Source organism: Caldovatus sediminis, from assembly GCF_014644455.1.
Lineage (GTDB): Bacteria > Pseudomonadota > Alphaproteobacteria > Acetobacterales > Acetobacteraceae > Caldovatus > Caldovatus sediminis.
In genome coordinates, this window is record NZ_BMKS01000021.1 from 19,225 (window position 1) to 41,698 (window position 22,474).

Annotated in this window: 20 protein-coding genes and 1 pseudogene; 15 read left to right on the top strand and 6 right to left on the bottom strand. The window is 75.9% G+C overall.

All coding sequences use genetic code 11. The features are described from left to right. Window positions 1-29: 29 nt before the first annotated feature. The 3 genes from IEX99_RS20510 to IEX99_RS20520 all read right to left on the bottom strand — a co-directional run bounded on the left by IEX99_RS20510 (window position 30) and on the right by IEX99_RS20520 (window position 2,507). Complete coding sequence (locus tag IEX99_RS20510) at window positions 30-233, bottom strand: cold-shock protein (RefSeq protein ID WP_188903780.1); 204 nt, start codon at window positions 231-233, stop codon at window positions 30-32. A 277-nt stretch (window positions 234-510) separates the two neighbouring features. Next, window positions 511-2,148 (bottom strand): chaperonin GroEL, encoded by a 1,638-nt coding sequence (groL, locus tag IEX99_RS20515; RefSeq protein WP_188903782.1) that lies wholly within the window; start codon window positions 2,146-2,148, stop codon window positions 511-513. A gap of 44 nt (window positions 2,149-2,192) precedes the next feature. Next, window positions 2,193-2,507, bottom strand: coding sequence for a co-chaperone GroES (locus IEX99_RS20520; RefSeq protein WP_188903784.1), 315 nt, complete (start codon window positions 2,505-2,507; stop codon window positions 2,193-2,195). 399 nt (window positions 2,508-2,906) lie between these two features. Between IEX99_RS20520 and IEX99_RS20525 the strand changes: the two genes are divergently transcribed. Further along, a complete protein-coding gene (locus IEX99_RS20525; RefSeq protein WP_188903786.1) occupies window positions 2,907-3,182 on the top strand; it encodes an usg protein in 276 nt (91 codons plus the stop codon). Between the two features lie 22 nt (window positions 3,183-3,204). Here the strand turns inward: IEX99_RS20525 and IEX99_RS20530 are convergent, their stop codons facing one another. Then, window positions 3,205-3,948 (bottom strand): TVP38/TMEM64 family protein, encoded by a 744-nt coding sequence (locus IEX99_RS20530; protein ID WP_188903788.1) that lies wholly within the window; start codon window positions 3,946-3,948, stop codon window positions 3,205-3,207. Then, on the bottom strand, window positions 3,945-4,778 hold the full coding sequence (locus tag IEX99_RS20535; RefSeq protein WP_229678182.1) for a glycosyltransferase family 2 protein: 834 nt from the start codon (window positions 4,776-4,778) through the stop codon (window positions 3,945-3,947). Before IEX99_RS20535 ends, IEX99_RS20530 begins: the two co-directional genes overlap by 4 nt. Window positions 4,779-4,960: 182 nt before the next feature. Here IEX99_RS20535 and IEX99_RS20540 point away from each other — a divergent pair, with 182 nt between their 5' ends. Genes IEX99_RS20540 through tldD form a run of 3 tightly spaced genes read left to right on the top strand, consistent with a single transcriptional unit; the run spans window position 4,961 to window position 9,875 of the window. Then, window positions 4,961-6,118 (top strand): COX15/CtaA family protein, encoded by a 1,158-nt coding sequence (locus IEX99_RS20540; RefSeq protein ID WP_229678183.1) that lies wholly within the window; start codon window positions 4,961-4,963, stop codon window positions 6,116-6,118. Beyond that, window positions 6,115-8,418: a PAS-domain containing protein gene (locus tag IEX99_RS20545; protein ID WP_188903792.1), complete on the top strand. Its 2,304-nt coding sequence runs from the start codon at window positions 6,115-6,117 to the stop codon at window positions 8,416-8,418. Before IEX99_RS20540 ends, IEX99_RS20545 begins: the two co-directional genes overlap by 4 nt. Beyond that, complete coding sequence (gene tldD / locus IEX99_RS20550; RefSeq protein ID WP_188903794.1) at window positions 8,415-9,875, top strand: metalloprotease TldD; 1,461 nt, start codon at window positions 8,415-8,417, stop codon at window positions 9,873-9,875. The genes IEX99_RS20545 and tldD overlap by 4 nt, the downstream gene beginning before the upstream one ends. A gap of 22 nt (window positions 9,876-9,897) precedes the next feature. Here the strand turns inward: tldD and IEX99_RS20555 are convergent, their stop codons facing one another. Beyond that, on the bottom strand, window positions 9,898-10,560 hold the full coding sequence (locus tag IEX99_RS20555; RefSeq protein WP_188903796.1) for a S24 family peptidase: 663 nt from the start codon (window positions 10,558-10,560) through the stop codon (window positions 9,898-9,900). A 157-nt stretch (window positions 10,561-10,717) separates the two neighbouring features. On the opposite strand from IEX99_RS20555, the gene IEX99_RS20560 reads away from it, so the two are divergent. The 11 genes and pseudogenes from IEX99_RS20560 (at window position 10,718) to terL (ending at window position 22,464) form a co-directional block, all read left to right on the top strand. Next, window positions 10,718-11,101 (top strand): hypothetical protein, encoded by a 384-nt coding sequence (locus IEX99_RS20560; protein ID WP_188903799.1) that lies wholly within the window; start codon window positions 10,718-10,720, stop codon window positions 11,099-11,101. Continuing rightward, window positions 11,098-11,631 carry a hypothetical protein gene (locus IEX99_RS20565; protein ID WP_229678184.1) on the top strand — a complete coding sequence of 178 codons (534 nt, stop codon included), beginning with the start codon at window positions 11,098-11,100 and terminating at the stop codon, window positions 11,629-11,631. The genes IEX99_RS20560 and IEX99_RS20565 overlap by 4 nt, the downstream gene beginning before the upstream one ends. A gap of 263 nt (window positions 11,632-11,894) precedes the next feature. Next, window positions 11,895-13,361, top strand: coding sequence for a portal protein (locus tag IEX99_RS20570; protein WP_188903801.1), 1,467 nt, complete (start codon window positions 11,895-11,897; stop codon window positions 13,359-13,361). An 8-nt stretch (window positions 13,362-13,369) separates the two neighbouring features. Beyond that, window positions 13,370-14,095 (top strand): annotated as a pseudogene (locus tag IEX99_RS22605) (capsid assembly protein); the annotation flags it as partial. A 430-nt stretch (window positions 14,096-14,525) separates the two neighbouring features. Further along, complete coding sequence (locus IEX99_RS20575; RefSeq protein ID WP_188903803.1) at window positions 14,526-15,359, top strand: phage capsid protein; 834 nt, start codon at window positions 14,526-14,528, stop codon at window positions 15,357-15,359. 82 nt (window positions 15,360-15,441) lie between these two features. After that, entirely contained in the window at window positions 15,442-16,014 is a 573-nt protein-coding gene (locus IEX99_RS20580; protein ID WP_188903805.1) for a hypothetical protein, read from the top strand. 9 nt (window positions 16,015-16,023) lie between these two features. Continuing rightward, complete coding sequence (locus tag IEX99_RS20585) at window positions 16,024-17,916, top strand: hypothetical protein (RefSeq protein WP_188903807.1); 1,893 nt, start codon at window positions 16,024-16,026, stop codon at window positions 17,914-17,916. A 1-nt stretch (window position 17,917) separates the two neighbouring features. Next, complete coding sequence (locus IEX99_RS20590; RefSeq protein ID WP_188903809.1) at window positions 17,918-18,358, top strand: hypothetical protein; 441 nt, start codon at window positions 17,918-17,920, stop codon at window positions 18,356-18,358. Between the two features lie 50 nt (window positions 18,359-18,408). Continuing rightward, a complete protein-coding gene (locus IEX99_RS20595; RefSeq protein ID WP_188903811.1) occupies window positions 18,409-20,691 on the top strand; it encodes a hydrolase in 2,283 nt (760 codons plus the stop codon). After that, window positions 20,688-21,035 (top strand): hypothetical protein, encoded by a 348-nt coding sequence (locus IEX99_RS20600; RefSeq protein ID WP_188903813.1) that lies wholly within the window; start codon window positions 20,688-20,690, stop codon window positions 21,033-21,035. Before IEX99_RS20595 ends, IEX99_RS20600 begins: the two co-directional genes overlap by 4 nt. Then, entirely contained in the window at window positions 21,010-22,464 is a 1,455-nt protein-coding gene (gene terL, locus IEX99_RS20605) for a phage terminase large subunit (RefSeq protein WP_188903815.1), read from the top strand. Before IEX99_RS20600 ends, terL begins: the two co-directional genes overlap by 26 nt. Window positions 22,465-22,474 lie beyond the last annotated feature (10 nt).

Sequence of the window (22,474 nt, forward strand, 5' to 3'; positions counted from 1 at the left end):
CGCCGGGCCCGCGCCGCGCGGTGGTGGCGCTACATCGCCCTCAGGTTGGTGGCCGCGGCCTTGCCGCGCTCCATCACCACGTCGTAGCTGACCTTCTGGCCTTCGTTCAGGCCCTGGAGGCCGGCCTTCTGCACGGCGGTGATGTGGACGAACACGTCCTTGCCGCCGTCCTGCGGGACGATGAAGCCGTAACCCTTGGTTGCGTTGAACCACTTCACGGTGCCGATCGCCATGCGATGCGGGCTCCTCTTCTCTCAGGAGCCGCGCGGGCGCCCATCGCCTGCGCGGATCAACCGGGTCTCAGGGACGCAATGGAGGCACCCGGCGGTCCGGAGGCACGGCACGGCGAGCCAAGAGCGGTTGGCCCGACCATGGGCGCAGATCGGGGGGGCGAAGTCAATGATCGCGTGGCGCGGCCGGCATCACGGCCTGCCGAGGCGGGGCGCGCCGGGACGAAGAAGGGGACGGCCCGGCGGGCCGCCCCCTCGCTCCGCTTCCGATCCGGGCGGATCAGAAGTCCATGTCGCCCATGCCGGCGCCGGCGCCGCCGGCCGGGGCGGCCTTCTTCTCCGGCCGCTCGGCGACCATCGCCTCGGTGGTGATCAGCAGCGCGGCGACGGAGGCCGCGTCCTGCAGCGCGGTGCGCACGACCTTGGTGGGGTCGATGATGCCCGCGGCGACGAGGTCCTTGTACTCGCCGGCCTGGGCGTCGTAGCCCCAGTTGTAGTCGTCCTTGCGCAGCACCTCGCCGGCGACCACGGCGCCGTCCTCGCCCGCGTTCTCGGCGATCTGGCGCAGCGGCGCCTGGATCGCGCGGCGGACGATGTCCACGCCGAAGCGCTGGTCGTCGTTGTCCACCTTGAGCCCGGAGAGGACCCTGGAGGCGCGGGCGAGCGCGACGCCGCCGCCCGGGACGATGCCCTCCTCGACCGCGGCGCGGGTCGCGTGCAGGGCGTCGTCCACGCGGTCCTTGCGCTCCTTCACCTCGACCTCGGTGGCGCCGCCGACGCGGATCACCGCCACGCCGCCGGCGAGCTTGGCCAGGCGCTCCTGCAGCTTCTCGCGGTCGTAGTCCGAGGTGGTCTCCTCGATCTGCGCCTTGATCTGCTCGCAGCGGCCCTTGATCTCGTCCTTGGAGCCGGCGCCCTCGATGATCGTGGTGTTCTCCTTCTCGATCCGCACCTTCTTGGCGCGGCCGAGCATGTTGAGCGTCACGTTCTCGAGCTTGATGCCGAGGTCCTCGGAGATGACCTGGCCGCCGGTGAGGATGGCGATGTCCTCGAGCATCGCCTTGCGGCGGTCGCCGAAGCCGGGCGCCTTCACCGCCGCGACCTTGAGGCCGCCGCGCAGCTTGTTGACGACCAGGGTGGCCAGCGCCTCGCCCTCGACGTCCTCGGCGATGACGAGCAGCGGACGGCCGGACTGCACCACCGCCTCGAGCAGCGGCAGCATCGGCTGCAGGCCGGAGAGCTTCTTCTCGTGGATCAGGATGTAGGGGTCATCCAGCTCCGCGATCATCTTCTCCGCGTTGGTGATGAAGTACGGGGAGACATAGCCGCGGTCGAACTGCATGCCCTCGACGACGTCGAGCTCGGTCTGGATGGACTTCGCCTCCTCGACCGTGATGACGCCCTCGTTGCCGACCTTCTCCATCGCCTGGGCGATCATCTCGCCGATCTCGCGCTCGCCGTTGGCGGAGATGGCGCCGACCTGGGCGACCTCGGCCGAGGTGGTGATCTTCTTGGAGCGCTTCTGCAGCTCCTCGACGACCGCGGCGACGGCCTTGTCGATGCCGCGCTTGAGGTCCATCGGGTTCATGCCGGCGGCGACCGCCTTGGCGCCCTCGCGCACGATCGCCTGGGCGAGCACGGTGGCGGTGGTGGTGCCGTCGCCGGCGACGTCGTTGGTCTTCGACGCCACCTCGCGCACCATCTGCGCGCCCATGTTCTCGAACTTGTCGGCGAGCTCGATCTCCTTGGCGACGGTGACGCCGTCCTTGGTGATGCGCGGCGCGCCGAAGCTCTTGTCGAGCACGACGTTGCGGCCCTTGGGCCCCAGCGTGACCTTCACGGCGTTGGCCAGGATGTCCACGCCGTGCAGCATGCGCTCGCGCGCGCTGGCGCCGAACTTGACGTCCTTCGCTGCCATCTCTGTCTACCTCGATGTTTCGATCGGTTGTTCGGAAGGAGGGCTCAGGCGGCCTTCTTCGCGGCGGAGGCGTTCTCGAGGATGCCCATCACGTCGGACTCCTTCATGATCAGGAGCTCCTCGCCGCCGAGCTTCACCTCGGTGCCCGACCACTTGCCGAAGAGGATGCGGTCGCCCGGCTTCACGTCCAGCGGCACCAGCTCGCCCCGCTCGTTGCGCGCGCCGGGGCCGACGGCGATGACCTCGCCCTCCTGGGGCTTCTCCTTGGCGGTGTCGGGGATGATGATGCCGCCCGCCGTCTTCTCCTCCGCGGTGACGCGGCGGACGAGGACGCGGTCGTGCAGGGGACGGAAGTTCATCTCGGTCCTCTCCTGTTCAGCCCGATTCGAAGGTCGTGATGGCTCGCTCTGCGGCGCCCCGGCGGGGCGGGCCCGGGCGGGGCGCCCGTTAGCACTCCCCCCAGAGGAGTGCCAGCGATCTAGGGCGTGCCGCGAGAGGCGTCAAGCGGCAAGCAGCATCCGCCGAGCGCGAGTGCTAACCGCTTGAACCAAAAGGTTTTTCTTGCGCCGCCCCCGCACTTTCATGTCAACTCTATAGCCAACCCGTCGCCTCGAACCGCGTTCCGGAGGACATGACGCCATCGCATCCAGCCCGGCGAGCCACGCAATGACCCCGGACGCACCATGGGACCGCCGGGACCAAGAACCGCTCCCCGGCATCCCGCGATCAGAGGAAGGACCCGAGAAGAGAGCGAGACCATGCTGCTGAGCTGCAAGGACGATCTCGTCAGGTTCCCCGATTGGCGCCTGACGACCGCCGAGATCCTCTACCACATGCCCGACCACCCGGGCGTCCTTCAGACCTTCATCTGGCAGAAGATCGACCTCGCGCCGCACTTCCCGGAACTCAACCGCTTCCTCGACTTCTGGCGGCGCGAGATCGAGGGGCCGCTGCACTCGGTCCGCGTCGCCTCCGCCGCACTGACCCGTCCCGCGGAGCTGCGCTACGCCAACGGCGTGTTCTCGCTGCATTGAGCCGAAGGGGCCGCCGGCCCCGTCAGCCGGGGCCGGCCTCCTCGAACGCCTGCGCCGCGCGGTGGCGGCGCAGCAGCCGGAGGCCGAGGGCGATCGAGGCGGCGAGCAGCGCCGCCGACAGGGCCACCTGCCACAGCCCGTCCACCCGCACGCCCTTGCCGAGCAGCGCGAACACCACCGTCTGCGGCACGTAGCCGATCGCCGAGCCGGCGAAGTAGGGCAGCGCCGCGATCCCCGCCATGCCGGCCAGCAGGTTGAGCGCCAGGTTGTTGCCCACCGGCAGCAGGCGGATCGCCAGGGTCGCGCCGAACGGGCTGCCGGCCAGCACGTCGCGCAGCGGCCGCAGCCGGCGGCCGAAGCGGCCGGCGAGGCGCCGCTCCGCCCAGTCGCGCCCGACTAGGCGGGCCCAGTAGAACGAAAGCGCGCAGCCGAGGAGCTGCGCGACCAGCGCGAGGCCCGAGCCGCGCACCGCGCCGAAGGCATAGCCCCCGAGGAAGGCGACCCCCTGCCGCGGCACGCCCACCGCCGCCGCCACCGCGCCGACGGCGAGGAACACCGCCTCTCCCAGCACTCCCTGGCCACGCACGTGGCGGTCCACCCACTCCGTCCCCGGCGCCGCGCCGAGCTCGCGCAGCACCAGCCCGGCCGCGGCCAAGCCGGCCGCGAGCAGCAGAAGCCGGAGCAGGGCGCCGCGCCGCCGGGCCCGGGCCGCCGCAGCGGCGGCCCCGGGCGCGGCGGCGGAGGGGGGCGAGGCCGCGCCCGTCATGCCGTCGGCTCCGCGTCGTCCGGCGGCGTCACCAGCGCCTCCGCCGCCGGCCGCTGCCACCGCCGCTGCAGCCAGGCAACGCCCACGAGGTCGAACAGGCTCACCGCCAGCCGGTCGAGCGTGCCGTAGTTGCTCCGGCCGCGGGTGCGCGGCCGGTGGTTCACCGGCTCGCTCACCACCCGCCCGCCCTGCCGCAGCACGAGGGCGGGAAGGAAGCGGTGCATGTGATCGAAGTGCGGCAGTTCGAGGAACAGCGCACGCGGGAAGATCTTGAGGCCGCAGCCGGTGTCGGGCGTGGCGTCGCCGAGGAGCCGGGCGCGCACCCGGTTGGCGAGCCGGCTGGTGATCCGCTTGACCGGGCCGTCCTGGCGGCGAACCCGGTGGCCGGCGACCAGCACCGCCCCGACGGCGCCCGCCCTGGCCGCGCCCGCCGCGGCCGCTTCCTCGCGGGCGCGGGCGAGGAGGCGAGGAATGTCGGCCGGGTCGTTCTGCCCATCGCCGTCGAGGGTGGCGATCCAGGTGCCGCGCGCGGCCTTGACGCCGGTCACGATCGCCGCGGACTGCCCGCAGCTCGTGCGGTGGCGCAGCGCGCGCAGCGGCGCGCCGCAGGCCGCCGCCTCGCGCAGCCGCTGCGCCGTGTCGTCGGTGGAACCGTCGTCGACGTAGACGATCTCGTGGGCGATCGGCCCTTCCGGCGCGGCGGAGAGCGCCGCGCGGATCTCGGCGATCAGCGGCAGGATGTTCGGCCCCTCGTTGCGCACCGGGACGACGACCGAGAGCAGGGGCGGCGCGGGCGGCGCCGTCGCGGCGGACGCGGCGGGCTCCAGCACAGGGGGGGCGGCGGCGGGCAGCGGGGGGCGCGACGCCGCGACCGGCGGCGAGCGCGACTCCGCACCTGGCGGGGCGGACATGCGGCGTGGCGGTTAGCAGGGCCGGGGCGGGTGGGACAAGCGCGCCGGTCCCGCGGGAGGCGCGGGCTGCGCGCGGCCCTGCCAGGCCCTATACTTTGGCGATGTCGCTTTCCGCTCGCCACATGCCCGTGGCCGCCGCGGCGGCCACCCATGCCCCCGCCGCTGCCGGCCGCGCGGTGGACGCCGATCCCGCCGCCGCCCGCCGCGACGCGCGCGCCCTCGCCCGCTGGCTCCTGCTGGTCTGCGCCATGGTCTGGATCATGGTGGCGCTCGGCGGGGCGACGCGGCTGACCGGGTCGGGCCTGTCCATCATGGAGTGGGCGCCGCTCTCCGGCACGCTGCCGCCGCTGTCGGAGGCCGAGTGGAACCGCCTCTACGACCTCTACCGGACCATCCCGCAGTACGCGCTGGTCAACCAGGGCTTCGGTCTCGAGGGGTTCAAGCGGATCTTCTGGCTGGAGTGGGTGCACCGCCTCTGGGGGCGGCTGATCGGGCTCGCCTATCTGCTGCCGCTCCTCTGGTTCTGGGCGCGCGGGCGCATCCCGGCGGGGCTGAAGCCGCGCCTCCTGCTGCTGCTGCTCCTCGGGGGGATGCAGGGGGTGGTCGGCTGGGTGATGGTCGCCTCCGGCTTCGAGCCCGACCGGACAGCGGTCTCGCCCTACCGGCTGGTGGCGCATCTCGGCCTCGCGCTGGCGCTCTACGCGGCGCTGCTGTGGACCGCGCTGTCGCTGCTGCGGCCGGCGCCGGCGGCGGAGGAGGCGCCGCGGGCGCTGCGCGGCTGGGTGTGGGCGACGGCCGGGCTGGCGGCGCTGACCATGCTCGCCGGCGGCTTCGTCGCCGGCATCCGGGCGGGGCTCGACTACAACACCTTCCCGCTGATGGAGGGGCGGCTGGTGCCGTCGGGCTACTGGTGGCTCGAGCCGGCCTGGCGGAACCTCACCGAGAACGTGGCGGCGGTGCAGTTCCACCACCGCCTGCTCGCGACGCTGACGCTGCTCGCCGCCGCCGGGGCGGCGCACGCGGCCTGGCGCGGCCGGCCGGGCGCGGCGGCGCGGCGGGGGGCGGTGTCCGGGCTGCTCGGCGCGGTGGCGCTGCAGTACGCGCTCGGCGTCGCGACGCTGCTGCTGGTGGTGCCGGTCTGGCTCGGCACGCTGCACCAGGCGGCGGCGGTGCTGGTGCTGACCATGGCGCTGGTCGCGCTGCACGGGCTGCGCCGCGCGCCGGCGCGCGGCGACGGCGCGGGGACGAGGGGACCGTGAGCGGGACCCCGACGTCGCGCGACCACGAACCGGACCCGGCGGGGCCGACGCTGCGCACCGTGCTCGACGCGGTGCCGCACCGGGTGGTGGTGGTGGATGCCGCCGACCGGGTGCTGCTGGTGAACGCCGCGGTGTGGGAGGGGCTCGGTCTCGACCCGTCGCTGGCGCCGCCCGGGATGCCGTTCCGCGACTTCGTGCGGCTGGTCGCGTTCCGCGGCATCTACGGCTCGGGCGATCCGGAGGCGCATGCCGAGGCGGCGCTCCGGCTCGACCGCCGCAGCGTCACGCGGCGGGTGACGCGCAGCGCCGACGGGCGGGTGTTCGAGCTCCACTCGGTGCCGATGGCGGGCGGCGGCTTCGTGATCAGCTCCGTGGAGCTGACCGCCCACTTCGCCGCCGAGCGGGAGGCGACGGCGCGGGCGCGGCGCCTGGAGCGGGTGCTGCAGCAGCTGCGGAGCGGCGTCGCGCAGTACGATTCCGGGCAGCGCCTGGTGCTGTTCAATCCCGCCTACGCGGAGCTGGTCGGCCTCGACCGCGACGAGGTGCGGCCGGGGCTGACGCTCACCGAGGTGCTGCGCAAGCTGGCGGCGGCCGGCGAGTTCACCAACGCGGACGCGGACTCGGTGGTGCGCCAGCGCGCCGCCATGGACCGCTCGCGCCCGACCACCTACCAGCGCGAGCGGCCGAGCGGGGAGGTGCTGCGCTTCCGCAGCCAGCCGATGCCGGATGGCGGGTTCCTGATCGAGGTGGCCGAGGTCACGGCGCTGAAGCGGGCGGAGGACGAGGCGCGCCGCCGCGCCGCCCTGCTCGACGGCGTGCTCGAGGCGCTGCCGCACGGGGTGGCGATCTGGGGCCCGGACCGCCGGCTCGCCCGCGTCAACGCGGCCTACGGGCGCATCATGCGCGGCGCGCCGATCGCGGCCGGCGAGGGGCTGGAGGAGGTGATCCGCCGCCGCGCCCGGGCCGGCGAGTTCGGCCCCGGCGACCCGGAGGAGATCGCGCGGCGCGAGCTGGGCCGCCCGCTCGACCGGCCGCAGGCGCGGCACCGCGTGCGGCCGGACGGCACGGCGATCGAGGTCCGCACCGCGCCGCTGCCGGACGGCGGCTGGGTCTCGGTCGTGACCGACGTGACGGAGCTGCACCGGGCGCGGGAGGAGGCGAGCCGGCGGGCGGAGATCCTGACGCTGATGCTCGAGAACACCCGCCACGGCATCTGCCTGTTCGACGCCGAGGGGAACGTGGTCGCGGCCAATGCGCTGGCCGCGCGCATGACCGGGCTGACGCCGGAGGAATTGGCGCCCGGCCGCAACCTCGCCGATCTGCGCCGGCTGCAGCTCGCCCGCGGCGAGTTCGGCGAGGGCCCGGCCGCCGCCGCCTGGCTGGCGACCCGGCCGGGGATCGCCGAGGGCCGGCGTTACGAGCGCACCCGGCCGAACGGGATGGCGATCGAGGTCACCACCGATCCGACGCCCGACGGCGGCTTCGTGCGCACCTACACCGACGTCACCGCCGACCGCCGGGCGCAGGAGGAGCTGCGCCGCGCGAAGGAGGCGGCGGAGGCGGCGAGCCGGGCGAAGTCGCGCTTCCTCGCGATGATGAGCCACGAGCTGCGCACGCCGCTGAACGCGGTGATCGGCTTCTCCGAGGCGCTGCTGGCGCAGCCCGGCCTGCACGGCCCGGCGCAGGAATACGCGCGCGCCATCCACGACGCCGGGCGGCACCTGCTGTCGCTGATCGAGGACGTGCTCGACGTGGCGCGGGCGGCGACGACCGGCTTCGAGGTCACCGAGGCGCCGCTCGACCCGGCGGCGCTGGCCGAGGGGGTGGTGCGGGTGATGCAGGCGGCCGCGGGGGCCGCGGGCCTCGTCCTGTCGCTGCGGCTGGAGCCGGGGCTGCCGCGGCTCCGCGCCGACGAGCGGCGCTTGCGCCAGGTGCTGCTCAACCTCATCTCCAACGCCGTGAAATTCACCCCGACGGGCGGCAGCGTCACGCTCTCCGCGGCGATCGAGCCGGCGACCGGCGACCTGCTGTTCCGCGTCACGGACAGCGGCATCGGCATGCCGGCGGAGGACATCCCCCGCGCCTTCGAGCCGTTCACCCAGCTCGACGATTCGCTGGCGCGGCGGTTCGCGGGCTCGGGACTCGGCCTGCCGCTGTCGCGCGCGCTGGTCGAGGCGCAGGGCGGCGGGCTGACGCTGGAGAGCGCGCCGGGGGCGGGCACCACCGCGACGGTGCGCCTGCCGCGCGAGCGGCTGCTGCCGCCCGAAGGTGCCGCCGCAGAAGGAGCCATGCCGGCATGACGCCGACGAAGACGACGACCGATCCCCTCTCCGCCACCGACGCGCTGTTCTTCGCCGGCCCCGAAGGGCTCGACCGGGCCGCGGCCGAGCGCCTGCTGGCGGAGGCGACGGCGGGGAGCGAGGACGGCGAGCTGTTCCTCGAATACCGCGAGAGCGAGGCGCTGTCGCTCGAGGACGGCCGCATCCGCGCCGCCGCCTTCGACGCGACGCGCGGCTTCGGCCTGCGCGCGGTGCTGGGCGAGGCGGCGGGCTACGCGCACTCGGCCGAGCTCTCCGAGGCGGCGCTCAAGCGCGCGGCGGAGACGGTGAAGGCGGTGCGCCAGGGGCGGAGCGGCACGCTCGACGTGGCGCCGCGGGCGACCAACGCGAAGCTCTATACGGACGCGAATCCGCTCGCCGGGATGCCGTTCGAGGCCAAGACGGCGCTGCTCGCCGCGGTGGACGCCTACGCGCGCGCGAGGGACCCGCGCGTGGTGCAGGTGATGGCCTCGCTCTCCGGCGAGTGGCAGGCGGTGCAGGTGCTGCGCCCGGACGGCACGCGCGTCGCCGACCTCCGCCCGCTGGTGCGGTTCAACGTCTCGGTCGTGGTCGAGCAGGCCGGGCGGCGCGAGACCGGCAGCTACGGCACCGGCGGGCGCTTCGGGTACGGCCGCGTCGTGCACGAGGCGGGCTGGAAGGCGGCGGTGGACGAGGCGCTGCGCCAGGCGCTGGTGAACCTCGAGAGCGTGCCGGCGCCGGCGGGGGAGATGGAGGTGGTGCTCGGCCCCGGCTGGCCCGGCATCCTGCTGCACGAGGCGATCGGCCACGGCCTCGAGGGCGACTTCAACCGCAAGGGGACCAGCGCCTTCGCCGGGCTGCTCGGGCGGCGCATCGCGGCGCCGGGGGTGACGGTGGTGGACGACGGCACGATCCCGGACCGCCGCGGCTCGCTCACCGTGGACGACGAGGGCACGCCCTCGCAGCGCACGGTGCTGATCGAGGACGGCATCCTGGTCGGCTTCCTGCAGGACCGCCAGAACGCGCGGCTGATGGGCGCGCGGCCCACCGGCAACGGGCGGCGGCAGAGCTACGCCCACATCCCGATGCCGCGGATGACGAACACGATCATGCTGGGCGGGGCGCACAAGCCGGCGGAGATCCTGCGCAGCGTCAAGCGCGGGCTCTACGCGGTGAATTTCGGCGGCGGGCAGGTGGACATCACCAGCGGGAAGTTCGTCTTCAGCGCCTCCGAGGCCTACCTGATCGAGGACGGCAAGGTGGGCGCGCCGGTGAAGGGCGCGACGCTGATCGGCAACGGGCCGGACGCGCTGACCCGGGTGACGATGGTCGGCGACGACATGGCGCTCGATCCGGGGATCGGCACCTGCGGCAAGAACGGGCAGGGGGTGCCGGTCGGGGTCGGGCAGCCGACGCTGAAGCTGAGCGGGCTGACGGTGGGCGGGACGGCGGTGCGCTGACCGCGCCGCGCGGCGGCGGGGGCTACTGGCTCGCCCAGACGATGCGGTGCATCCAGGCGATCTCCGGCAGCTCGAAGCCGTAGCTGGGGTGCGCCGGGTTGAGGCTGGCGAGCTCGATCCGCCGGGCCGACTGGCGGCGCAGCTCCTTCGCCATCACCTCGCCCTTGCGGGTGCGCACCACCACGCGGTCGCCGCGCCGCACCGGGGCGGCGGGGGAGACGATGACGATGTCGCCGTCGCGGAACACCGGCTCCATCGAATCGCCGCTGATCTCGAGCGCGTAGGCGTTGGGATCGCCGATCTCCGGCACCGCGATCTCGTCCCAGCCGCCGCCGACCGGGTAGCCGCCGTCGTCGAAATAGCCCTCGCCGCCGGCCTGGGCGAGGCCGATGAGGGGGATGCGCCGCGCCCCGCCGCCGCCGCCGCGCCCGGCCGCGCCGTGCGAGAGCGCGCTCGCCGCGCCCGTGACGAGGGCGGCGAAGGCGTCGAAGCCCGTGCCGGTGGCGCTCAGCACCTTGGCGACGCTCTCGGTGGAGGGCCAGCGGGCGCGGCCGTCGGCGCCGACGCGCTTGGAGGGGTTGAAGGCGGTCGGGTCGAGCCCGGCCTTGCGCGCGAGGCCGGAGGCGGAGAGGCCATGCTCCGCCGCGAGCGCGTCGATGGCGCGCCAGATGTCGTCGTGCCTCAAGCGGAGGCCTCCCCGGAGCGTGCGGGCCGCATGGGCAGAATATCCTAGGTCTCGCCTCCCCGTTCAATAGGAACATTTGCACATTCCGGCTTGCCGGCGGCAACAACTGGTGGTTATGTTCTACGAATGTTCCACACGTCGGAGGACCCGACCGCGCATGGCCCCCCGCACCGCCGCCTCCCGCGCCGCCCCGCATGCCGGCCTCTCCCCGCTCTCCCGCGCCGTCCCCTTCCGCGACGCCGAGGAGGCCTGGTTCTGGACCATGGCCGCCCTCGTCGCCCGCCGCGACGGGGCGCGCATCGTCGCCAATGCCGGCCGCACGCTGCGGCCCTGCGAGCCCGACGACGTCGTGAAGTGCCTCGACCGGCTCTACCGCCAGCGGCGCGTGGACCTGGTGCACGCGCGCATCCTCCGCATCTGGGGCGAGCGCGGCGTGCCGCCCGATCCGCGCGCGCCGCGCGAGCGCAGCGACTGGCGGCTCTGGCGCGAGGCGCTGGACCGGCTGGAATGGCCGCTCCGCGTCAAGGGGATCGTGGCGTGAGCGCCGCGCCCGGGCGCGCCGTCGCCCGCCCCGCGGCGGGCGGCGCCGGGCGCGCCGGCGCGCCGCGCCTCGCGCATCTGCGCGCGGCCGGCGGCGTCGCCGCGCCGGGGGGGCCACCGCAGGTGTGGATCGCCTTCGGCGGCCGGGCGGACCAGCCCTGGCTGCGGGTGCTGCGCCCTGGCTTCCGGCACTGCTTCGCCGCGCTGCGCGACGCCGCCGGCGGCTGGACGGTGCTCGACCCGCTGTCCGGGCGGCTGGTGGTGGCGCGACTCGACCTGCCGCCGGGCTTCGACCTGCCGCGCGCCTGGCGGCGGGCCGGCTTCGCGGTGCTCGGCCCGTTCGCGCCCGGGCCGGCGCGGCGGCGCCGGCTGCCGCCGCTCGCCCCCTTCACCTGCGTGGCGCTGTGCCGGGCACTGCTCGGCGCGGGGGCGCCCTTCGCGCTGACGCCGCGGGGGCTGTTCCGCAAGCTGCGGCGGCGTCTCGCCGGTCTAGGAAAAAATACCTTGACCGCCCCCGCCGCCCCGGTGTAGCTCTCCCCTCGCCAGCGGGCGAACTGCGCCCTGGCCTTCCTCCCGTTCCCCGGACCCTGCCACCGCGGGCCCGGCCGCCTCCTCCCGGGCGGCCGGGCCCGCGGCCTTTTCCCGGGCGCGCGGAGGTCGCCCGTCCGTCCCGCAGCGAGAGAGGGGAAGCGCACGCCCATGGGTGGCCATTTCCGCGACACGCCGCCGCCACCGCCGCCGGCCGCCGGGCCCCGCGGCACCATCCGGCGCCGCCCCCCCCGGCGGGGCGCCGCATGAGCCCGGCCGACATCCTCGCCCGCCAGCGCCGCGCGCTGGAGCGCCGCCGCCCGCACGAGGCCCTCTGGCAGGACTGCTACGACCACGTCCTGCCGCCCGCGAGCGGCGCCGCCGCGCTGTTCGACGCCACCGCCGCCGACGCGGCGGAGCAGCTCGCCGCCTCGCTGCTCGCCGAGCTGGCGCCGCCCTGGTCGCGCTGGTTCGGCCTCTCGCCCGCGCGCGGGATCGGCGACACCGCGGAGGGCGCCGCCGCCGCGCGCGCCCTGGAGGAGGTGGCGGAGACGCTGCAGGGCCACCTCGACCGCTCGAACTTCGCCCTCGAGCTGCACCAGGCCTTCCTCGACCTGGTCATCGCCGGCACCGGCGTCCTGCTGGTGGAGGAGGCGCCGCCCGGCGAGGCCTCGGCGCTGCGCTTCGCCGCGGTGCCGCTGCGCGAGGCGGTGCTGGAGGAAGGCCCCTCCGGCCGCCTCGACACGGTGTTCCGCACCGCCCGCCTCCCCGCCGCCGCGATCCGCGCGCGCTGGCCGGGCGCGGCCCTGCCGCGCGCGATCGAGGCCGAGGCGGCACGCGAGGCGGCGGAGGACGACGCGGCGCGCCATGCCGTGGTCGAGGCCGTCTGGCCGGAGGCCGGCGCCGCGCAGGGCTACCGCTACGCCGCCGTGCTCGACCTGCCGGGCGCGGCGCCGGTCGGCCTCGCCGCGGGCCGCTTCGCCGAGTCGCCCTTCGTCGCCTTCCGCTGGCTCAAGGCGCCGGGCGAGACCTACGGCCGCGGCCCGGTGGCGAAGGCGCTGCCCGACATCCGCACCGCCAACAAGGTGGTCGAGCTGGTGCTGAAGAACGCCTCGATCGCCGCCACCGGCATCTGGCAGGCCGAGGACGACGGGGTGCTGAACCCGGCGACGGTGCGCCTAGTGCCGGGGGCGATCATCCCGAAGGCGCCGGGCTCCTCCGGCCTGACGCCGCTCGCCGCGCCGGGGGATTTCGACGTCTCGCAGCTCGTGCTCGACGACCTGCGCGCGCGCATCCGCCGCGCCCTGCTCGCCGACCGGCTCGGCCCGGCGCGCGACTCCGCGGCGCGCATGACCGCGACCGAGGTGATCGAGCGCAGCGCCGAATCCGCGCGCCTGCTCGGCGCCACCTACGGCCGCCTGCAGGCCGAGCTGCTGACGCCGCTGGTCGCGCGCTGCCTCGCCATCCTGCGCCGGCGCGGCGAGGTCCCGCCGGTGATCCTCGACGGGCGCGAGGTGCGGCTGCGCTACGCGAGCCCGCTCGCCCAGGTGCAGGGCCGGGCGGACGCGGCGAACACGCTGCTCTTCCTCCAGGCCGTGCGCGCCCTCGGCGCCGAGGGCGCGGCGCAGGTGGACACCGCCGCCGCCGCCCGCTGGCTCGCCCGAACCCTCGGCGCGCCGCCCGAGATCCTGCGCCCGCTTCCGCCCTCCACCCCCAACGCGATTGAGGAGTGACCGCCCGCATGGCCGAGGACCTGCTCGAGACCGCGCTCGCCGAAGGCGGCGAGGCGGCGAAGGACGCCACCGCCGCGCCCCGGCGCCCGCCCGAGGTGCCGGAGAAGTTCTGGGATGCCGAGCGCGGCGCGGTGCGCCTCGACGCCCTGCTGAAGTCCTACCGCGAGCTGGAGCGCCGCCTCTCCCAGCGCCTCGCCCCGCCGCCCGAGGACGCGCCGGAGGAGGAGAAGCGCCGCTACCGCCGCGCCCTCGGCGTCCCCGAGACGCCGGAGGAGTACGCGATCGAGGCGCGCCACGAACTGTGCGGGCCGGACCCCGAGATCAACGCCCGGCTGCACGCGGCCGGCTTCACCTGCGCCCAGGCGCAGCTCGTCTACGACCTGGCGGCGGAGCGACTGCTGCCGCTGGTCGCCGAGGCGGCGCAGGCGCTGGAGACCGAGCGCGAGCTCGACCGGCTGCGCGCGCATTTCGGCGGCGAGGAGCGGTTCCGCCGCGTCGCCGCGCAGCTCGCCGCCTGGGGCAGGGCGAGGCTGCCGGCCTCCGTCTTCGACGCGCTGGCCTCGACCTACGAGGGCGTGCTGACGCTCCAGCGCATGATGCAGAAGGAGGAGCCGGCGCTCGCGCGCGACGCCGAGGCGCAGGACGCCCCCGACGAGGCGGCGCTGCGCGCGCTGATGCGCGACCCGCGCTACTGGCGCACGCGCGAGCCGGAATTCGTGCGCCGCGTCACCGAGGGCTTCCGGCGCCTGGTCGGCGGCGGCGGCGCGGCGCGGCGCGCCGCCGCCGCCTGCGCGGCGGGGCTCGAGCGGCCCGCCCTCCCCGCGCCGCTCGCCCCGCCGCCGGCCGCCGATGCGCCCGCCCGCCCCTTCCGGCGCGCATCGGCGGCCCCGGGGCGGGCGGCAGGCCGGATCGCGCCCCGTGCCGCATCCTGGCGCGATCCCCGCGGCGGCCCGCCCCCGGCGCGCGAGGACGATCCTCCCCGCGTCCCGCGCCGGGCGCGCCGCCCTGCCTGCCGCCCGCCCGTCCGGGATGCCGCCGCCCCGCCCCGTTGCCGCCCGCGCCAACCCCCCGGGGCCGCGGGCGCCCCGCGCCGCCGCGCGGCCCCGCGAGGCCAACCGCGCGGCGGCGCCCCGTCCCCTCCATCCCCGCGAGGACCGACCGCGCATGTCCATCAACATCGAGCAGGCCTTCATCAAGCAGTTCGAGGCCGAGGTGCACGAGGCCTACCAGCGCCAGGGCTCGAAGCTGCGCCCGACCGTGCGCTCCAAGACCGGCGTCAAGGGCGCCTCCACCGTGTTCCCGCGCGTCGGCAAGGGCACGGCGGCGTCGAAGGCGCGCAACGGCGCCGTGCCGGTGATGAACCTCGAATACGCCAACGCCGAGTGCTTCCTGCAGGACTACTACGCCGGCGAGTGGATCGACCACTTCGACGACCTCAAGACCGCGCTCGACGAGCGCGCGGTGGTCGCCGCCGCCGGCGCCTACGCGCTCGGCCGCAAGACCGACGAGCTGATCATCGCCGCCCTCGACACCGCGACGCGCGAGGCCAGCGGCACCGGCACCGGCATCACCGACACCGACGGGCTGACCCGGCAGAAGGTGCTGCTCGCCTTCGAGATGATGGGCGAGGCCGACGTGCCGGACGACGGCCAGCGCTACGCCGTCGTCGGCTGGAAGCAGTGGAGCGAGCTGCTGCAGATCGAGGAGTTCGCCAACGCCGACTACATCGGCGACGACGAGCTGCCCTGGAAGGGCACGCAGGCGAAGCGCTGGCTCGGCGCGCTGTGGATCCCGCACTCCGGCCTGACCAAGACCGGGCAGCTCCGCTACTGCTACTTCTACCACAAGACCGCGGTCGGCCACGCCGTGGGCAGCGAGGTGGTGACCGACATCACCTGGCACGGCGACCGCGCCGCCTACTTCGTCAACAACATGATGTCGCAGGGCGCGGTGCTGATCGACGACACCGGCGTCGTGCGCATGCGCTGCTTCGAGTAGCGGGCCGCGCCCCGACCGCTCCCGCCCGCCGGCCGCGCCGCCGGCGGGCGGCCCTCCCGTCCCACGCTTTCCGGAGCCCCCGATGGCCCTGTCCGCGCTCGCGCTCTGCTCGCGCGCCCTGATCCGCATCGGCGCGCGGCCCGTCGCCTCGCTCGACGAGGGCACCGCCGAGGCCGAGGTCGCGGCCAACCTCTATCCCGGCATCCGCGACGCGCTGCTCTCCGCGCATCCGTGGAGCTTCGCCACCGGCCAGACGACCCTGCCGCGCCTCGCCGCCGTGCCGGTCGCCGACTTCGCCTACGCCTTCCAGCTCCCGCCCGACTTCCTGCGCGCGCTTTCCGCCGGCGGCGAGGGCGCGGGGCGCGGCGTGCCCTACCGCATCGCCGAGGACCGGCTGCACGCGAACTCCGCCCGCATCACCCTGACCTACATCTTCCGCCCCGAGGAGGGCGCCTTCCCGGCCTTCTTCGCCGCCGCCCTGGTGGCGCGGCTCGCCGCCGAGTTCTGCATCCCGATCACCGAGAGCGCCTCGCGCGCCGACCTGCTGTTCCGCCTCGCCGAGGGCGAGCTGCGCGCCGCGCGCCTCGCCGACAGCCAGCAGCACACGACGGCCGCGCTCGCGGGCTTCCCGCTGATCGCGGCGCGGGGGAGCTGAGCGCCGCCCATGGCCAGCCCGATCCGCCGCGCCAAGACCAGCTTCGCCGCCGGCGAGCTGGCGCCCGAGCTGCTCGGCCGCGGCGACCTGCGCGTCTGGGAGAACGGCGCGCGGCGCCTGCGCAACGTCTTCCTCCAGCCCACCGGCGGCGTGACGCGCCGCCCGGGCCTGCGCTTCGTCGCCGAGCTGCCCGGTCCGGCCCGCCTCGTCGCCTTCGAGCACGGCGCCGGGGAGACCTGGCTGCTCGCCCTCACCGCCGGCGCGCTCTCGGTGTTCCGCGGCGACGACCGGATCGCGGAGGTCGCCGCGCCCTGGACCGCGGCCATGCTGCCGCAGATGGCGTTCACGCAGAACGCCGATTCGCTGCTGCTGCTCCACCCCGCGATGCCGCCGCAGCGGGTGGCGCGCGACGACGGCGGCGCCTGGACGATCGCGCCCTTCGCCTTCGCGCGCGAGCCCTTCCACCGCTTCGCGCCGGCCGGGGTGACGCTCGCGCCCTCGGCGACGACCGGCACCATCGCGCTCACGGCCTCCGCCCCCGTCTTCCTCGCCGGCCATGCCGGCGCGCGCTTCCGTCTCGGCGGCGGGAAGGTGCTGGTCACCGGGGTGGCGTCGGCGACCAGCGCCACCGCCGTGGTGGAGGAGGCGCTCGCCGCCGCCGCGCCGACCGCCGAATGGGACGAGGCGGCCTTCTCCGCCGCCCGCGGCTGGCCGGTCTCGGCCTGCTTCCACCAGGACCGGCTCGTGCTCGGCGGCTCGCGCGACCTGCCGAACCGGCTGTGGATGTCGCGCACCGGCGCGCCGGCGGACTTCGACCTCGGCGGCGGGCTCGACGACGAGGCGATCGCCTTCGGCCTCGTCTCCGACCAGGCGAACGCGATCCGCGCCGTCTTCTCCGGCCGCCACCTGCAGGTCTTCACCTCCGGCGCCGAGTGGATGGTGAGCGGCGAGCCGCTGACCCCGGCCTCGATCCAGCTCCACCGGCAGACGCGGGTCGGCTCGCCCACCGACCGCCAGGTGCCGCCGGTGGACGTGGACGGGGCGACCATCTTCGTCGCCCGCGGCGGCCGCGGCGTCTGCGAGTTCGCCTACACCGAGGTCGCCGACAGCTACCAGGCGAACGACCTGGCGCTGCTCGCGCGGCATCTCGTCGAGGCGCCGGCGGCGATGTGCTACGACCCGGCGCTCCGCCTGCTGCACCTCGCGATGGCGGACGGCGCGCTCGGCACGCTGACGCTGTTCCGCGCCGAGCAGGTCACCGCCTGGACGCGGCAGGAGACCGACGGCGCCTTCCGCGCGCTCGCCGAGGTGGACGGCACCGTCTGGGCCGTGGTGGAGCGGCACGGCGGCGGCCGGTTCTTCCTCGAGCGCTTCGACGCGACGCTCGGACTCGACGCGGCGGTGGCCGCGGAGGCCGCGGCGCCGCAGGCGGTCTGGTCCGGCCTCGCGCACCTCGAAGGCCGCACGGTCGGCGTGCTGGCGGACGGCTCGGTGCGCGCGCCGGCGCCGGTGCTGGACGGCGCGGTGACGCTCGATCCGCCGGCGCGCGCGGTGCAGCTCGGCCTGCCCTTCCGCCACCTGGTCGAGCCGCTGCCGCCGGACGTGCTGGCGCCCGGCGGCGCCGCGCGCACCGGGCCGGTGCGGCTGGTCTCGGCGACCTTCCGCCTGCTCGGCACGGCGGCGCTCGCCGTGGATCTCGGGCGCGGGCCGCAGCCCGTGCCGTTCCGGCGGCTCGACACGCCCGTGCTCGACGCGCCGCCCGCGCCCTTCACCGGCGACGTCACGCTGCGCGGCCTCGGCTGGCGGCGCGACAGCCTCGCCCCGCTGTGGCGCGTCGAGGGCGACGCGCCGCTGCCGCTGACGCTGCTTTCCGTCACCACCGAGACGAGGACGAACGACTGACATGGCCCAGCTCGCCTCGCTCGCGACCCTGATCGGCGCGGGCGTCTCCACCTACGCCAACATCCGCCAGGGGCAGCAGATCGAGAAGTATCAGAGGCAGCGCGCGCGCGAGCTCGCCGCGCAGGAGGCCGCGCGCCAGCAGGAGCTGCAGATCGAGCAGCAGGCCCGGGCGCGCGAGCGCGCCGAGCGCCTGCGCCGCACCATCGCCGCCGCGCGCACGCGCCTCGCCGCCGGCGGCGTGAACCCGGACGAGGGCTCCGGCGCCGCGCTGGCCCAGGGCCTCGCCCGCGACGCCGCCGCGGCGCAGGCCGACGACGACGCGCTCTACGCGCTGCGGCTCTCCACCGGCCGCTCCAGCCTGCTGCGGCCCGACGGCTCGCTCAACGCCTACCTGCGCGCGGGCCGGAGCTTCGGCACCGCGCTGCGCAGCCTGCTCGACTAGCCGGGCGCCGGCCCGCGCCCCCTCCCGACCTCGATCGCAAGGTCCCCCCGATGCCCGAGCACATCACGATCGGCGACGTCGCGCCGCACGCGCTCTACGTCGCGGACGGCGTGCAGACCGCCTTCACCTATCCCTTCCCGATCTTCGCCGCCGCCGACCTCGAGGTGCGGCTGAACCGCGTGCTGCAGTCCGGCGGCTACGCGGTCACCGGCGCCGGCCAGTCCGGCGGCGGCCAGGTGGTGTTCGCCGCGCCGCCCGCGGCCGGCTCCCTGGTCGCGCTGCGCCGCCGCCTGCGCATCGCGCGCACCACCGACTTCCAGGAGAACGGCGTGCTGCGCGCGCGCACGCTGAACGACGAGCTCGACTACCAGACCGCCGCCCTGCAGGACGTGGCGGCGGAGACCGCGGGCGCGATCCGCCTCGACCCCTCCGAGGCCGGCGGGCGCCTGACCCTGCCGCCGCGCGAGGCGCGCGCCAACCGCCTGCTCGGCTTCGACAGCCTCGGCGACGCCACGGTGTTCGCCCGCGGCGAGCCGACGCTGAGCGTGCCGCACCCGGGCGGCATCCCGCGCACGGTCGAGGACAAGCTTGCCGAGCGCCTCTCCGCCCGCGACCTCGGCGCGGTGGGCGACGGCGTCGCGGACGACGGCCCCGCCCTGCAGGCGGCGATGAACGCCGCCGCCGCCTCGGGCCGGCACCTCGAGATCGGCGAGGGCACCTACCGCACGGGCCAGCCGCTCTCGCTCCCCGGCGCCGCCGCCGGGCTCACCATGCGCGGCGCGATCCTCTACGCCGGGCCCGCGGGCCAGGCCGCGCTCACCCTCGGCGACGGCGCCGCGGTGCGCAACGCCGCCAAGCTCTACGAGGGCCTGCGCGTCGTCCGCGAGACGGTCTCCGACTGGCTCGACGAGGCCGACATCGGCATCGTGCTGCGCAACCTCGACGCCAGCCGGGTGGAGATCCGCCAGGTCGAGGGCTTCACCATCGGCGCCCGCACCCTCGGCGAGGAGCGCGGCTTCGAGGACACCACCCTGGTCCTCGGCCGCTTCAGCAACAACCGGATCGGCCTCGACATCCGCACCGCGACCGCGGCCGGGTGGAACACCTCGGTCCGCTACTACGGCGGCCACTTCACCGTCGCCTCCGCGCTGCACACGGACAAGGACCGGTTCGGCGTGCGCCTCTCCGCGGCGCCCGGCGCCTACATCGCGCACAACCGCCACCTCTTCGACGGCCCGAACTTCGAGCTGCAGGCGGAGGGGCGCCCGATCAGCGGCATCCCCTTCCTCTCCGAGGTGTCGAGCCGCGCCGTCTGGGCGCGCGGCATCCGCATGGAGGGCTGCTCGCCCTACGTCGCCCGCCACACCGGCGCGGCGGAGGACCACCTCTACGAGGTCGCCTGGGCGAGCCAGGGCTACGAGGTGGACGTGGACTACGCGCCGGGCGCGACGCGCGCCGGCTCGGTGGTGCGGCGCTACCATCGCGCCGCCGCGCATCGCGAGTTCGCGCGCGAGGTCGCCGCCGTCCCCTCGCTGCGCGCGGCGGCGCTGCGCTGGTCGAACACCGAGACCGGCTTCGAGCGGCTGGCCTGCCTCTCCACCAGCGTCTCCGGCAGCCCGGGCCTGCTCGAGCACTTCGCCTTCCCGGGGCTCGACCAGTACGTGCTGACCGACGCGGGCGTGCTGCTGACCGGCGGGCGCGGCCTCGGCTTCGTCGTGGACGCGCGGCGCTGCCGCGAATTCGCCCTCGCCGTGGACGCCGACGGCCCGCGCCTCGTCGTGCAGTGCTTCGACGCCAACCGGGCCCTGCTGACCGACGCCGCCGGGCCGCTCGCCCTCGCCTCCGGCCAGACGCTCGCCTACAACGCGACGGCGCGCTGGTGGCAGGGCTCGGCCGACATGACCGATGCCGGGCTGCTGCGCCTGCAGGTGGTGCGCCTCGCCCCGCAGGTCGCCTACGCCATCATCGGCATCGCGCGCATCTCCGCCGACTACGAGGTGCGGGCGCTGCGCCTCTGCTGCGACCCGGCCTTCTCGCCGCCCCTGCTCTACGGCCTGCCCTGGCTGCCGCACGGCCGGCGCGAGCTGACGGCCGAGCTCGCCTGGGACCCGCCCTCGCTCGCCGCCGGCGCCAGCACGCAGGTCAACGTGCCGCTGCCCGGCGCGCGGGCCGGCGACTTCGCGCAGGCCGGCTTCAGCCTGGCCACCTCCGGCATCGTCTTCCTCGCCAATGTCGGCGCGTCCGACGTGGTGACGGTGACGGCGTGGAACCGCAGCGGCGTCACCATCGACCTCGGCGCCGGCACGGTGCGCGCGCGCGTGGTGAAGGCATGAGGCGACGTCGCGCCGCCGCCGCGCGGCATCCCGCCGCCCGGCTCGCGGAGATGGTGCTGCACGTCGTCGAGGACTACCGCGCCTTCGCCGCCGCCCCGCCGGAGGGGACCGACACCAGGGCCTTCGCCGCCCGCCACGCCGCCTGCCGCGCCGCGCTCGCCCATCTCGAGCACCTGCTGCGCCTGACCCGCGCGATGGGCGGGGAGATCGGCGCCGCCCGCGACGCGGCGCTGATCCAGGCGGAGGCCGCGCTGGCCGAGGCGCGCAGCGAGATGGCCCTGCTGCCGCCGGGCGAGGAGGACGAGGAGGAGGCGGCGGATGCCGGAACCGACGCGGCCGGCTGACTTCCTCGAATTCGTCTGGGTCTGGAACCGCCGCCAGCGGCTCGACACGCCGGTGCTGCACCGGCGCATCGCCCGCTGGCTCCAGGCCCGCCGCAACGCCGGCGACCGCCGGCTGCTGCTCACCGCCTTCCGCGGCTCGGGCAAGAGCACCCTGGTCGGCCTCTACTGCGCCTGGACGCTGACGCGCGATCCCGACGCGCGCATCCTCGTCCTCGCCGCCGACCACGCGCTCGCGACCAAGATGGTCGCCACGGTGCGCCGCATCGTCGAGCGCCACGCGCTCTGCGCCGCGATCCGCCCCGCCGGGCCGGAGGCGTGGGCGGCGGACCGCTTCACCGTCGCGCGCCGGGCGGTGCTGCGCGATCCCTCGATGCTCGCCCAGGGCGTCGGCGGCAACATCACCGGCAGCCACGCCGACCTGATCGTCTGCGACGACGTCGAGGTCGCCGGCAACAGCGACACGCCGGCCAAGCGCGCCGAGCTGCGCGAGCGGCTGGCGGAGACCGAGTTCGTCCTCGTCCCCGGCGGCACCATCCTCTACGTCGGCACGCCGCACTGCGCCGACAGCCTCTACCGCGCGCCGGAGGGGGAGGACGACGAGGTGTTCCTCGCCGGCTACCGCCGCCTCGCCCTGCCGCTGCTCAACGCCGCCGGGCGCAGCGTCTGGCCGGAGCGCTTCCCGCCGGAGGCGATCGCGGCGCTGCGCCGGCGCGTGGGCCCGCTGCAATTCGCGCGGCACATGCTGCTGCGCGCGGTCGCCGACGGCGCCGCCCGGCTCGATCCCGCGGCGCTGGTCCGCTACGCGGAGGAGCCGGAATACCGCGAGGCCGGCGGGCGCGCGGTGCTGACGCTGCTGGGCCGGCGGCTCGTCTCCGGCGGCGGGTTCTGGGACCCGGCCTACGGGCGGGCGGGCGGCGGGGGCGACGCCTCGGTGCTCGCGGCCGTCTACGCCGACGGCGAGGGCAACCGCTACCTGCACCGCCTCGCCTACCTGGCGCACGACCCGGAGCGGCCGGAGGACCCGGCGACGCAGCAGTGCCGCGCCGTCGCCGCCATCGCCCGCGCGCTGATGCTGCCCGCGGTGCGGGTGGAGACGAACGGGCTCGGCCGCTTCCTCCCCGCGCTGCTGCGGCGCGAGATGGCGCGCGCCGGCGCCGCCTGCGCGGTGATCGAGCACGCCAGCACGCGGGCGAAGGCGGAGCGCATCCTCGCCGCGCTGGAGCCGGCGCTCGCCGCGCGCCGCCTCTACGCGCACGAGGGCGTGTGGCGCACGCCCTTCCCGGCGGAGATGGCGGCCTGGCGGCCGGACGCGCCGGGCGCGGCGCGCGACGACGCGCTCGACGCGGTGGCGGGCTGCCTGCTCGCCGAGCCGGTGCGCCTGCCGGCGGTGCCGGCGGCGGCGCGAAGGGCGGAGTGGCGGGGCGCCTGACGGCGGCCGC

Coding starts and splice junctions, on each gene's coding strand:
- IEX99_RS20525 (WP_188903786.1), top strand. CDS start 2,907: ATGCTGCTGAGCTGCAAGGACGATCTCGTCAGGTTCCCCGATTGGCGC.
- terL (WP_188903815.1), top strand. CDS start 21,010: ATGCCGGAACCGACGCGGCCGGCTGACTTCCTCGAATTCGTCTGGGTC.
- IEX99_RS20595 (WP_188903811.1), top strand. CDS start 18,409: ATGCCCGAGCACATCACGATCGGCGACGTCGCGCCGCACGCGCTCTAC.
- IEX99_RS20570 (WP_188903801.1), top strand. CDS start 11,895: ATGAGCCCGGCCGACATCCTCGCCCGCCAGCGCCGCGCGCTGGAGCGC.
- IEX99_RS20585 (WP_188903807.1), top strand. CDS start 16,024: ATGGCCAGCCCGATCCGCCGCGCCAAGACCAGCTTCGCCGCCGGCGAG.
- IEX99_RS20580 (WP_188903805.1), top strand. CDS start 15,442: ATGGCCCTGTCCGCGCTCGCGCTCTGCTCGCGCGCCCTGATCCGCATC.
- IEX99_RS20520 (WP_188903784.1), bottom strand. CDS start 2,507: ATGAACTTCCGTCCCCTGCACGACCGCGTCCTCGTCCGCCGCGTCACC.
- IEX99_RS20560 (WP_188903799.1), top strand. CDS start 10,718: ATGGCCCCCCGCACCGCCGCCTCCCGCGCCGCCCCGCATGCCGGCCTC.
- IEX99_RS20530 (WP_188903788.1), bottom strand. CDS start 3,948: ATGACGGGCGCGGCCTCGCCCCCCTCCGCCGCCGCGCCCGGGGCCGCC.
- IEX99_RS20575 (WP_188903803.1), top strand. CDS start 14,526: ATGTCCATCAACATCGAGCAGGCCTTCATCAAGCAGTTCGAGGCCGAG.
- IEX99_RS20510 (WP_188903780.1), bottom strand. CDS start 233: ATGGCGATCGGCACCGTGAAGTGGTTCAACGCAACCAAGGGTTACGGC.
- groL (WP_188903782.1), bottom strand. CDS start 2,148: ATGGCAGCGAAGGACGTCAAGTTCGGCGCCAGCGCGCGCGAGCGCATG.
- tldD (WP_188903794.1), top strand. CDS start 8,415: ATGACGCCGACGAAGACGACGACCGATCCCCTCTCCGCCACCGACGCG.
- IEX99_RS20600 (WP_188903813.1), top strand. CDS start 20,688: ATGAGGCGACGTCGCGCCGCCGCCGCGCGGCATCCCGCCGCCCGGCTC.
- IEX99_RS20540 (WP_229678183.1), top strand. CDS start 4,961: ATGTCGCTTTCCGCTCGCCACATGCCCGTGGCCGCCGCGGCGGCCACC.
- IEX99_RS20590 (WP_188903809.1), top strand. CDS start 17,918: ATGGCCCAGCTCGCCTCGCTCGCGACCCTGATCGGCGCGGGCGTCTCC.